Origin of the sequence: Lysinibacillus sp. KU-BSD001, from assembly GCF_042920265.1 — a bacterium.
Taxonomy (GTDB): domain Bacteria; phylum Bacillota; class Bacilli; order Bacillales_A; family Planococcaceae; genus Lysinibacillus_B.
In genome coordinates this window covers 130,664-143,551 of the sequence record NZ_JBDQZI010000007.1, presented here as the reverse complement: position 1 = coordinate 143,551, position 12,888 = coordinate 130,664, and the positions used below count along the sequence as shown (strand labels likewise).

Sequence of the window (12,888 nt, the reverse complement as noted above, 5' to 3'; positions counted from 1 at the left end):
CGTCTAGATTAATCTTCGCGCTTCGACTTTTGTCCCCAAAATTGATAAAGATCTGTACGGATAAAGCCATTAAATAGTTTACGCTTTTTCGTTGCTTTTTTCCCGTAAAGTGCCTCAAAATTTTCCATTGAAGATAGCATATAGACAGACCATGTTGGATAATTATTCATAACTTCTCCAAGCTGACGAATGACACGTTCAATTTCTTCTTTCTCCCCGATACGCTCTCCGTACGGCGGATTCGAAATCATGACCCCATCCGCTACTTTTGTTGTAAAGTCTGTTGCTTGCATCTGCTTAAATGTAATTATATCCCCAAAACCTGCTTCTAATGCATTTTCTTGTGCAATATTTACCATTCGATGATCAATATCTGAACCAATGATTTGGATTGGTTGGTCATAGTTGGCTAAACTATCCGCTTCATCCCGTACCTCATCCCAAATTTTCGCTTTCATCCAGTGCCAATCTTCTGAGATAAATTCACGGTTATACCCCGGTGCAATATTTTGACCAATCATCGCTGCTTCTAATGGAATTGTCCCAGAGCCACAAAACGGATCAACAAACGGGCGGTTCGGATTCCATTTCGAAACTTTCACTAATGCTGCTGCCAGTGTTTCTTTTAATGGGGCTTCCCCTTGTACTTGACGATAACCACGTTTATGAAGGCCTGCACCCGATGTATCAATCGTTAAAGTTGCGACATCTTTTAAAATGGACACTTCAATTTTATATGTTGCACCCGATTCATCTAAAAAGCCTAACCGTTTGTAATGGAATTTCATTCGTTCAACAATAGCTTTTTTCACAATTGCTTGGCAGTCTGGGACACTAAATAATTTAGATTTCACAGACTTCCCAGATACAGGGAACGCTGCGTCGACCGGTAAATAGCGCTCCCATTCAATTGCTTTCGTGCTTTCAAAAAGCTGTTCAAATGTTGTAGCAGGAAATTGTGCCACAACAATCTTTACACGATCTGCAACACGCAACCATAAGTTACAACGAGCGATTGCTGTTTCATCACCTTCAAAATATACTTTCCCATTGTCTACACGTGTTTCGTAGCCTAAAGCTTGTACTTCTTCCGCTACAATGGATTCTAGACCCATCGCTGCTGTTGCAACTAATTGAAATTTTGTCATAAATGTATTACCTTCCTTGATGTTCGACTTCCCAGAACTGTAAAAAATCTAACAGTTCATTCATGGGCAATGGCTTGCTGTAATAATATCCTTGAATAATATCACAGCCCATTCCCTTTAATATTTCCACTTGTCGCTCACTTTCAACACCCTCAGCTACAACTTTCATTTTTAAACGATGCGACATTTGAATAACTGCATCGACAACGGCTTGTTTGTCATCAAGAGAGCAAATATGTTGAATAAAACTACGATCAATTTTTAGTACATCAAGTGGAAATCTTACTAAATAGCTAAGTGATGAGTAGCCCGTTCCGAAATCATCTAGCGAAAGTTTAAAGCCAAGTTGTTTTAACTTTACTAACTTACTGATCGTTTCCGCCGCGCTATTCATAACAGTACGTTCTGTCATTTCAATTTCAAAATTTTGAGCAGACGTATTGTTTTTTTCTAGTATTGCTTGTATTGACTCTAAAAATTTTTGTTGTTGGAAATGAATACTCGATACGTTAATAGCAATCGGTATTTTAGGAAAACCAGCTTCCACTAATTGCTTGTATCCTTCACAAGCTTTTTCAAATATAATTTCACTTATAGGGATAATTAGACCTGTTTCCTCCGCATATGGGATAAATTCAGCTGGTGATACGAACCCTAATTTTTCATTTTGCCAGCGAACAAGTGCTTCTACACCATTCACTTGCAATGTTTTTATATCAATTTTTGGTTGAAAATAAAGTGTAAAGTCTTGCTGTTCAATTGCCTTTCGAAGTTCTATATCTAGTAAAAGGACGCGTTTCGTATCTGTACTTAAGTCATCGAAATAAAATGAAAAGCCATTACGACCATTTTGTTTAGAATAGGACATTGCCTTATCGGCACATTTTACTAATTCTTCCGTTGTTTGACCGTCTACTGGAAAGATACTAATGCCCATACTTGCAGAAACAAAAATTTCCTGCCCGTGAATAATAATCGGCGCTTCAATGACACGAATCACTTGCTCTGCAAATTTTGCTGCTTCACGCGGATGGACAATATTTGTTAACGTAATAACAAATTCATCGCCACCGTATCGTGCTAATATGTCTTTATTTTTTAAAAGCGCTTTAATCCGCTTAGCAATTTCAATTAATAGTAAGTCACCCATCGTATGACCGAGTGTTTCATTTACTTGTTTAAAACGATCTAAATCTAAGAAAAATACGGCATGTTGTACATTGTGTGATAAATTCGTACTCGACTCAAGCAATGTATTCATACGTTCTAAGTAGGCAAAACGATTACACACTTCCGTTAATGAATCCGTTAATGTTCTTTTTTCTAATTCATTTTCAACGATTTTACGCTCAGATAAATCAGTAAATATACCACAATAATTCGTAATATTCCCTACTGAATCTTTGACGGAAAAAATAGTAAGCCATTCAGGATACACATCTCCCGTTTTACGGCGATTCCAAATTTCTCCCTGCCAAATGCCGTTTTCATGTATACTTCGCCACATATCTAAATAAAACGAAAGTTCATGGATGCCTGATTGTAAAATGGAAGGGTTTTTTCCCATCACTTCTTCGCTCTTATAACCTGTTACAAATTCAAACGCTGGATTTACACTTATAATTTTTTTATCTTGATCTGTAATCATAATGCCTTCCGAAACATTTTCGAAAATTTTCATGATTAAGTAGTCTGGATATTGGGAAAGCAATCTATATTTCTCCACATCTATAGTGGTACATTCACTCATTGTTTCTCACCCTTATCTCTAAAAGAAAGGCTCTCCAAAAAGTTATGGAGAGCCTTTTTTATTCATCAAAAAAGCATCAATAAAATTCCGTAAGCCATGTTTTGTTCCTGAGTACTCAAACGGGTCTCCCCTCGTACGTATCAGGCAGTAATCATCTATCTACACATTAGCAAGCTAATGCGTCCCTCCATCTGTTCGTTTCCTTCTGGAGAGTGCCCCTACCATAATTTGGGTTTCTCACTCGTGGGGTTTACCTCGTTCCACCTTGCAAGTTTCCAAGCAAGCTACGTCACTGTGGCACTTTCAGGAAGTGTCTACCATATCCAAAGACTTAGGTATTCCTTCCGCCGTCAAGCTAACGCTTGCCTTACCTTATTTTTTCAGTAAGCACGAACACTACGGTCATCTCAGATCCGTGTGAGCATGGACTTTCCTCTACAACATTTATATGTCGCAGCGATTACTCGAATTTCATGATGTACACCTATTATACTAGAAATCAAAAAAAATAACAATAAGTATGTTACTACAGTTTTTCCTTAAGCTTATCACCAAACACAGCTTTTTCCAAGTTTGCTACACGCTTCAAAATATCATAGTTCATATTGCTCGTAGTTGGCTGCGGTGCTGGTTTTCTAACACTACCTGATAATTCCCCTTTTAAACGTTCATTTTCTGCTTTCAGCTCATTAATGACTTGCTCGAAATTATCGTAATCTTCCATTATTTGATCTAAAAATTGATCTACTTGATCAATATTATAGCCTTTTACACTTTTTTTGAATTCTTTTTCCAAAATATCTTTTGATGTTAATTTAATATCCAATTCACATCGCCCTTCCATACTTAACATGCGTGGCTTCATTATAACATAAAGCCTCTAAAAAAACGTGAATGAAAGTGCTAGTTATTTATATTTTTCTACCTTCGTTCTAAGTCTTTGGAGACGTTTTTCCCATGCCAATGTTTGCTTATCTTTTTGTGCCCTTGACCATGTGTTATGTTTACCAATTAAATGTAAGCCTGTTTGCGTATGCGTGATCGCTTCCTCGTAATCTCTTAGATGATGTTCAGCAATGATGGCTAATTGTTCATACGCTTTAATTTTATAAGGGATATCAATCGTTGGTAGCGCTTTTGTAAAAGATTTCACCGCCAGTTCAAATTGGGCAGTACGTTTTTGTTCAAGTGCTAAATAATAATGCGCTAATCCGGTATCCGCTACATCAAAGTTTTCTGTAACAGTCGAAAGAACGTCCATCCCCGTATCCTTTAACTTTAAATCATTAAACCATTTCCCGATGTTAGTATAAGTTGTAGCAGAATCTTGTAACTGACGATTAAAGAGCAACTGGGTTGAATGAATATACAGTGTAATAAGCGACAAAAGATCCCATTCATTATGCTGTAATACTTTCATAAGGGCATCTGGCTGACCACTTTTTACCGCGTCTAGATATATAACAGGCGCTAAAAAGCCTGGAATATCACCTTGCCTACAAAAACCTAATTTTTCTTGTTCAATCGTTGTTAACTTCATCTTTTCCAAATCGTTTTTCCATAGCCGCTTCGTACTATGTAAAAGATCAATTTGTTTTTGCGAGCGTAGTCGAGGAATATGCGCCCCGTTTAATGTCCAGCGTGTTTCAAGCTGCGGCCAGTCAAAACTTTTTCCGTTATAAGATACGATTGTCACTGCCCTTTGCCATAGCTTGGATTCAAACAAAAATGCCGCTTCATTGGATGGATCAGCAAGCACATATTGTGTCAACGTAAATTCTTCTTCATCTGTTTCTAAAAAGCCCAGTAAAAAAATATGTGTACCAACACCCTTTAAGCCCGTTGTTTCCGTATCAAAAAAGACTAGTGTATCATCAAACGTCACCGCATAAGGATGCTCATGCCCTGCATCTACCCAGAGCTGAATCGCCTCAAAAAGCTCACGTAGCTCGTACGCCCCGTGCTTATAATCAAGCGGATATGTGACGACTCGTTTAAATAGCACACCAAAATCATTTTCAATAAGCGTTAATCCAGCGTTCTCCCACTGCTTGACATAGCTTGGTCGGTTTGGTTTTTGAAAGACGGGCTTTTCTACTTTGTTCTCTGTTTTTTTACCGAGCATTTTTTTCATTTGAAGAATTTTGTTTTCATAACTCATGGAATCCAGCTCATTTCTTCAATTAGGATAGACAGTACTTTTAATACTTGTTGTTTGCTTTCACCGATACTATCTTGTGCACCAATACAGGACGGGCAGCCGGATTTACATGGGCATTTTTCCACATGCTCCTTTGTCCGCTCTAGCAAACTCATTAAAATATCGTACACGCGCTCACTTAAGCCAATGCCTCCTGGATAGCTATCGTAAATAAAAATCGTCGGACGTTCATTATGAATGGCCTTTACTTGTGGGACAACCGATAAATCACTGCGATCACAATGCACAAAGAGCGGAATAAAGCTCCCCATCGCATAAGCTGCTCCATTTAATGCATCTGTTAATTGCTCTTCAGACCAATTTCCCGGTAAGTCAAAGCTTATCCATGTCGCACTCGTGTGCATTTCCATTGGGGGTAAGTTGATTGGACCACTGCCGATATTGTCGTGCGTGTTAAATCGAATCTTTTTAAAAATAGTTGGTATCGCCAATAAACCAACATCTCCGTAACTTGCCGTTGCCGATTTATACGTAGCGGATTTATCCTCGCTTAACACCTTCAACTCAACAGCTAAATTAGCATCTGTAAAATAGTCTACATCGACTTCTCGCACATACGCTTTCTTCTCTTCCCAATCGAGTTTTTCTACTTGGAACTGAACACCTTGATGCATGTAAATGGCTTCCTCATGCAACAGTGTCATCGCACTATACGTATCCATTTCCCCAATCACTTTATTTTTCGGCTGTGTCATATCAATAATGACGACATTTTCCCCGGCGGCAGAACGTAACGAAACATCATGTGCAGGAAAACGATCACTCATCCAATGCCATTGTGTACTCGTTTTCACAAGGACACCTTCTTCTTCTAAAAAGCTAAGCAATTCTTGTACTGTAAATTCACCGTATGTATCGGTCATCGAAAACGGCAATTCAAACGCAGCACATTTTAAATGATCCATTAAAATCATAATATTATCTGGATTAATGCGTACTTCCTCTGGGTCTGTTCCAAAAAAGTACGTTGGATGATTCACAATATATTGATCCAATGCAGTCGATTGGGCAACGTAAATAATTAGCGCTTCATCTTGTCTACGCCCAGCTCTTCCCGCTTGTTGCCAGGCACTCGCGATATTGCCAGGATATCCTGTCATAATACATGCCTGCAATTGTCCAATATCAATACCGAGCTCAAGCGCATTGGTGGAAACAACGACTTGAATCGAACCATCGCGAAGTCCTTTTTCAATGGCACGGCGTTCACTCGGTAAATATCCTCCTCGATACCCTTGAATGGATTCATCTTGAATCTTTTTTGCCGTTAACGATTTCAAATAGGTCACAAGCATTTCCACACGAACACGAGATTTCGCAAAAATAATCGTTTGAATACCCGCTTCAAATAATCGTTTCGATAAATCACGCACTTCTAGCACCGCGCTACGTCTTACCCCAAACGTCGTATTCACAATTGGTGGATTATAAAAAATAAACGTCTTTTTCCCAATAGGTGCACCTGATTTTGTGATTAATTCATGCGTTTCATTTGTTAAACTTTCCGCTAGCTCTTTTGGGTTTTTAATCGTGGCTGATGTACAAATAAATGTTGGATTGGACCCATAAAATGCACAAATACGCTGTAGTCGGCGAATTACATGGGCAACATGACTACCGAATACCCCTTTATACGTATGCAGCTCATCAATGACAATATATTTTAAGTTCTCAAATAGTGATACCCATTTTGTATGGTGGGGCAAAATACCTGAATGCAACATATCAGGATTGGTCATCACAATGTGACCCGCTTTTCGAATTTTCGTCCGAATGCCTGGCGCTGTATCACCATCATACGTGTAACTTAAAATCTCTTCCTCTGTTGCTTCGATTAATTCATTCAAGTCTGTTTTTTGATCTTGTGCAAGGGCCTTTGTTGGGAATAAATAAATCGCACGACTTGACTTATTTTGAATGATTTCTTGTAAAACAGGTAAATGATAACAAAGCGATTTTCCCGATGCTGTCGGTGTAATCGCTGTAAAGGAAGCACCACGCATAGCGAAATCAAATGCTTCACGCTGATGTGTATACAATTGCTCAATGCCGCGCGATTGCAATGCATTTTTTAAAGATGGATGTAGCTCGCTAGGGAACGGCGCATATTCGGCTGCTTTACCATCTAACGTATGCCAGTGAACAATGTGTTGCTTTAGCTCTTCATCATACTGCCATGATTGCAATAGTTCACTAATGGATTTCTTTTTACTAAACATGGTGCTCGCCTTCCTCTACATATCGTTTCAAACTAGTGAGTGTATATTTTGTTGATTCAACAGATTGAATGAATCTCTTTTTACTTGTCTGTTTATAAAAAGATTGAACAAAAAATTGTTCCATTGCATCATAGGCATGATCGATTTGTTGCTTATGCATATACTTTGGCTGCTTGGCTGTAATCCATTCATAAGCGAGTTGCTGCCACTGTTGTAATTGCGTACGCATGTCATCCGCATACGGTTTTACCTCCTTAAAAAAGTCCGGCTCCATATCGCGTTCACGCATGTCATAAAAACGATGAATGGCTTGATCACATGCATGTAGTAAGTTCGCTGTTATTTCTAGTAAGTCCATCACGTACACCTCAAAGTTTTTCATTACTGCTAGTGTACCAAAAACTAATTGTTTTCACTACTTTCAGACGAACATGCATTCTTTACGTAATACTTTTTTTCTGCTAAGCTAACTCTTTGATGAGCCTTTAATAGTTGTGTGCTAAATGTAGCTTTTACTTGCATTTGTTCATATTCCATACGCCCTGTTAATAAATCGTCTATACATTCAATAAGGTTTAATAATCGGTTTATTCTACCCATCGTTTCTGCCCCCTTTAGAACACATATTAGACGAAAAAATGAAAGTTCCTAGCTGCAATACAAAACTAGTCATCGTTCGCTAAAACTATCATTTTTTCAACAGATGTTGTGGTAAACTAAAAAGCGTAAACAAATGGAAAGGGTGATTTCATGGCTATTCGCTATCCAAATGGAAAAGTGTATCAACCAACGCAAAATGAGTCGCCTGAAAAAAAAAGGCTAACGAAAAAAGATCTTTCATTTAGTAATCGTGGGAAAAGCTTAGAAGATGATTTAAATGAAACAAATGATTTTTATGTGAGAAATGGCATTGCCAGCATTTACAAGAAACCTGTCCCGATTCAAATCGTCAAAGTAGAATATCCGAAGCGAAGTGCTGCTGTTATTCGAGAAGCATACTTTCGTACTCCTTCGACTACCGATTATAATGGAGTATGGAACGGATATTATATCGATTTTGAGGCAAAGGAAACGGAAAGCAAAACTTCCTTTCCACTAAAAAACATCCATGATCACCAAATCAAACATATGCAGGACGTGATTGCACAAAAGGGAATTGCTTTTTTTATCGTTCGCTTTACAACGCTTGAACGTACGTTTGTTGTTCCTTTTCACATGGTTGAAGAAGCGTGGCGAAATATGGACAATGGTGGCCGCAAGTCAATTCCACTTGCTCTATTTGAACAAGTAGCGGAGGAACTACAACTCGGGCTTAGTCCCCGACTCGACTATTTGCTAGTCGTTAATAAGTTTGTCGCAAACAATTAGTTTGTGAAAGTGAGGAGATACAACGTGACACAACAAAAACGCACACGTGAAGATATAAAAAAAGCACGTGAATTACAAAAGAAAAAACAACGTTCGCCTATGAAAATATGGTTCAAAAGAATACTTTTAGCCGTCGTTACACTCGGCATCGTTGGCTTTTTAGGCGGTGCTGGTCTATTTGCTTACTACGTAAGTAAAGCACCTGAACTCGATGAAGAATTATTAAAAGACCCGATTTCATCCGAATTTTATGATGCTAGTGGCGAATTATTTGCTACAATCGGTGTCGATGAAAAACGGAAATATATTAGTTATGATGAAATTCCAACACAGATGGTCGATGCCATTATCGCCACAGAAGATGCACGCTTCTTCGACCATTTCGGCGTAGACTTATGGCGCCTAGGCGGTGCAGTCATCGCAAACTTCCGTGATGGCTTTGGTGCACAAGGTGCCAGTACGATTACACAACAAGTCGTAAAAAATTCATTCTTTACAAATGAGAAAAGATTAGAACGTAAAGCGCAAGAAGCGTGGCTAGCGATTCAACTTGAACGCAAATATTCAAAAGAAGAAATTTTTGAAATGTACTTTAATAAAGTGCTCATGTCAGGAACGGTGTACGGTTTTGGTACAGCGGCAGAGTACTTTTACGGTAAAGAGCTTTCTGAATTAACACTTGATGAAATGGCATTGCTTGCCGGGATGCCTCAAAGTCCAAACAACTATAATCCTGTTAAGCACCCTGACCGTGCTGAGAAACGCCGCAATATCGTATTAGGTTTAATGGTGCAACATGATAAAATTACACAAGCTGACGCGGATGCAGGAAAAACAGTTGATGTAACAGCCGGTCTTTTACCAGAAGATCAACGTAAAACAAACTTAGTAACAAATTACCCTGCATTCTTAGACGTTGTATTATCTGAGCTTGAAGCAAATGGGAACACAGAACTGCTTGCTGAAGGGATTAAAGTCTATACAACACTCGATCCACAAGCACAGGAAATGGTCGAATCTGTCATGAATAACGATAGCAATTTCCCAACGGATTCGATTCAATCAGGTGTCTCTGTTGTAGATACAAAAACAGGGGCTCTTGTTGCAGTGGGTGGCGGTCGTAATTACGGGGCTGAACGGCCCTATAACCATGCCTATGATTTAACATCACGAGCACCAGGTTCTACATTAAAACCACTTGTTGACTATGGTCCTGCCATCGAATATTTAAAGTGGTCTACTGGTGAAACATTAGTAGACGAAAAGATGACTTATACTGGGACAAGTCAAAACATTAATAACTGGGATAATAAATATTTCGGTGCCATTACAATGCGTGAAGCATTATATGCCTCTCGTAACATACCTGCCGTAAAAGCCTTAAAAGAAGTGACAACCGATAAAGCACAGGAATTCATTTCTAAATTAGGTATTGACGTAGATTATTTAGTAGAATCTGATGCAATTGGTGGTGGACGTGTTAATATCTCCCCTATCCAAATGGCCGCTTCTTATGCTGCATTTGGGAATAATGGGGTATACACAGATCCGTATGCCATTACAAAAATCGAATTCCGCGATGGCACATCGAAAAACTATGAACCTCAACCAACAGTTGCGATGAGCGATTCTACAGCGTATATGGTAACAGATGTGTTACGTGACGTTGTAAGTAATAAACAAAATGCTTCAGGAACAGCAGCAAATGTACCTGGTGTGGATATTGCAGGTAAGACAGGGACAACGAACTATTCGGCTGATGAATTCGCTAAATATAACTTAGGTTCTTCAGCAGTACCTGATTCGTGGTTCGTTGGCTACTCACCAAATTACTCGATTGCGATTTGGAGTGGATACTCACAACGCAGTGATGCTATTACTACATGGGAGGAGCGTCGCTTACCTCAGAAATTGTTTAAATCTATTATGACGGGGTTATCGAAAAATGTACCAAATACTCGATTTGAACAGCCTAACTCTGTTGTTTCTGCCACAATTGAAGTAGGTACAAGCCCATTAAAGCTTGCGAGTGACTATACACCAGATAATTTAAAATCAACAGAGCTATTTGTTCGCGGTACAGTACCTACTGAAGTATCTACAAACTATGAAGCAGAAGAAATTGAAGCACCATCTAATGTACGTGCTGAGTATAATGAAGTCGCTCAAGTCATTGATTTAACATGGGGGCATAATGAGCTCCCTGAAGAGGGCGAAGGCAGTGAGCCTAAAAATTACACATACGAAGTAACGATGCAAGTAGACGGTGGTGAAGCGACTGTCATTAGCACGACAGGTGCTAAACAAGTAACCGTGCCAAATATTCAATTAGGTAGCAACTATACATTTACTGTCGTAGCAATCGAAGGGGAAAACCGAAGTGAGCCTGGTAGCGTATCAATTTATATTGATGGGGCTCCTCCGACAACTGAGGAACCTGACCAACCTGATATCGAATCTCCAGAGATCGACGACGAGGAGAATCCAGGAAATGAAAACAACTGGAACAACGGTAATGGCAGTAATAATGGCAATAACGGTAATAACAATGGGAATAGCGGCAACAATGGGAATAACGGTAATGGGCAAGGCGGCCAGCCAGAACAGCCCCCTTCTGTAACTCCACCTACTGAACCGAATTATCCAATAGAGGATAACGAAGATTCTCAAGAATAACGATCTAAATCCCCTTTCATTAGGCAATATGCTAATGAAGGGGGATTTACTTTTATGATTTAATATATACATCGATCTTCGTCAGCTATGAAATTATAACCAATCATTGCATTTATTAGAATGTCATAATTCAGTCCTTCCTCATTGATACATACGTTAGCATTGTTTAATACGAAGTTATTCAGCATTTTTCACAAAATACACGTCACTTTATTATAAGCATACTATACAAGAAAGGATTATAAAGGGGTGATATAATGGGGCTATTTATGAATAACAGGCAGCATCCAGAACTGTTTAAAAATACGAGTACACTAATTGAAAATCATCAAGTCGAGTTTCGAAGTGATTATTTATCTGAGCTCATCAAGGAACAACAAGTGTCCAATCAGGGGATTCAGCAGGCTATTCATATTTTAAAACGGGCACACAATAAATCTAGCATGCAGCAAGTGCGACAATGGAAAGTAATCAATCGACAGTTAAAAGAGTTACAAGCATTGCATGCTCAACATGAACAAGTTGAACAACAAGTGATGGATGGGCTAAAAAAGCTCGAAAACCAAAATATGCAACTGCAAACAATCGTGATAGATGAGCAACAAACGAAGAAAGACTTAGTAAATCAAGTCGATAGTATTCATCAATCGCATGACGCACTAGAAAATCAACTACACGAATTTACATCGGCAATTGATGAGATTGTCAATCAGCTAAATCAATACGCACAAATGAATAATGAAGTTGTTGCTCAATTAGAACAAGTTGGGACAACAAATGAACAGTTAGTAGAAAAAATAGATGAACAACATCTATTGAACAAACAACTAGCCAATCAAATTTCTACTATGGAAGAAACACAAGAGGAAATGATAAATCGTGTAGATCATCAAGAAGGACTAATGGAAAAAATATTACGTCAAACGGATCACTTACGTTCCATCCTGTATGAGCGAACAAACTTCTTAGATGAAAAAATTAAAAAAGTGTATGAGTACTTCAATCAAATGTACTCTAAAAATTCAACTTAAAGTAAGCACGACCTCTTATCACATTTTTCGAATCGATCTTTACACAATAACATACTTAACTAGCAATATGTTAGATAACAGAAAATGCAATAAAAAATCTCTCAATTGTCATGATTGAGAGATTTAACTTATTTCATTAGAATGAGCAAATCCTGAAACATATATTACTATTTTTTTAACCGTTGATTTCCGCTTCATTCGGCTCGCTTTCCACGGGCATGGCTTCAGCCTCCTCGTCGCTCGTACCTCGGTGCTCCTGTCGCTACGCTTTCGTCGCAAATAAATTTCCTGCGGGGTCTTCAGCTCATGCGATTCCCGTAGGAGTCTCGCCGATTCCGCTTCAATCAACTGGCAAGTCATTTTTTATCATGTTTTGCTAAAAATACACTTCTATAAAGGAAATATTTTGTTAATCAACACACCTGGCTAAAAATAAAGGAAGATTCTCATGCATGACGGTAAAGGCTGGGTAATT

At 38.7% G+C, this 12,888-nt stretch carries 10 protein-coding genes and 1 other RNA gene; 3 read left to right on the top strand and 8 right to left on the bottom strand.

Going from position 1 to position 12,888, the window contains the following annotated elements:
• Window positions 1-8: 8 nt before the first annotated feature.
• The 8 genes from AAGS61_RS12240 to AAGS61_RS12205 form a co-directional block, all read right to left on the bottom strand.
• Entirely contained in the window at window positions 9-1,148 is a 1,140-nt protein-coding gene (locus AAGS61_RS12240; protein WP_391372078.1) for a THUMP domain-containing class I SAM-dependent RNA methyltransferase, read from the bottom strand.
• A gap of 7 nt (window positions 1,149-1,155) precedes the next feature.
• Window positions 1,156-2,898: a putative bifunctional diguanylate cyclase/phosphodiesterase gene (locus AAGS61_RS12235; RefSeq protein ID WP_391372075.1), complete on the bottom strand. Its 1,743-nt coding sequence runs from the start codon at window positions 2,896-2,898 to the stop codon at window positions 1,156-1,158.
• 85 nt (window positions 2,899-2,983) lie between these two features.
• Window positions 2,984-3,370: RNase P RNA component class B (rnpB, locus tag AAGS61_RS12230), an RNA gene on the bottom strand.
• Window positions 3,371-3,424: 54 nt separating this feature from the next.
• Window positions 3,425-3,742 (bottom strand): cell division regulator GpsB, encoded by a 318-nt coding sequence (gene gpsB, locus AAGS61_RS12225; protein WP_391372205.1) that lies wholly within the window; start codon window positions 3,740-3,742, stop codon window positions 3,425-3,427.
• Window positions 3,743-3,805: 63 nt separating this feature from the next.
• The gene (locus AAGS61_RS12220; RefSeq protein WP_391372072.1) at window positions 3,806-5,059 is read right to left on the bottom strand and encodes a ribonuclease H-like domain-containing protein; all 1,254 of its coding nucleotides are present in this window, start codon (window positions 5,057-5,059) and stop codon (window positions 3,806-3,808) included.
• Window positions 5,056-7,338 carry a DEAD/DEAH box helicase gene (locus AAGS61_RS12215; protein ID WP_391372069.1) on the bottom strand — a complete coding sequence of 761 codons (2,283 nt, stop codon included), beginning with the start codon at window positions 7,336-7,338 and terminating at the stop codon, window positions 5,056-5,058. Before AAGS61_RS12215 ends, AAGS61_RS12220 begins: the two co-directional genes overlap by 4 nt.
• Window positions 7,331-7,696 carry a YppE family protein gene (locus AAGS61_RS12210; protein WP_391372065.1) on the bottom strand — a complete coding sequence of 122 codons (366 nt, stop codon included), beginning with the start codon at window positions 7,694-7,696 and terminating at the stop codon, window positions 7,331-7,333. Before AAGS61_RS12210 ends, AAGS61_RS12215 begins: the two co-directional genes overlap by 8 nt.
• 44 nt (window positions 7,697-7,740) lie before the next feature.
• Window positions 7,741-7,938: a molecular chaperone gene (locus tag AAGS61_RS12205; RefSeq protein ID WP_391372062.1), complete on the bottom strand. Its 198-nt coding sequence runs from the start codon at window positions 7,936-7,938 to the stop codon at window positions 7,741-7,743.
• A 150-nt stretch (window positions 7,939-8,088) separates the two neighbouring features.
• On the opposite strand from AAGS61_RS12205, the gene recU reads away from it, so the two are divergent.
• The 3 genes from recU to AAGS61_RS12190 all read left to right on the top strand — a co-directional run bounded on the left by recU (window position 8,089) and on the right by AAGS61_RS12190 (window position 12,413).
• On the top strand, window positions 8,089-8,706 hold the full coding sequence (gene recU / locus AAGS61_RS12200; protein WP_391372059.1) for a Holliday junction resolvase RecU: 618 nt from the start codon (window positions 8,089-8,091) through the stop codon (window positions 8,704-8,706).
• 24 nt (window positions 8,707-8,730) lie between these two features.
• Entirely contained in the window at window positions 8,731-11,382 is a 2,652-nt protein-coding gene (locus AAGS61_RS12195) for a PBP1A family penicillin-binding protein (protein ID WP_391372056.1), read from the top strand.
• A 257-nt stretch (window positions 11,383-11,639) separates the two neighbouring features.
• Window positions 11,640-12,413, top strand: coding sequence for a hypothetical protein (locus AAGS61_RS12190; protein WP_391372053.1), 774 nt, complete (start codon window positions 11,640-11,642; stop codon window positions 12,411-12,413).
• Window positions 12,414-12,888 lie beyond the last annotated feature (475 nt).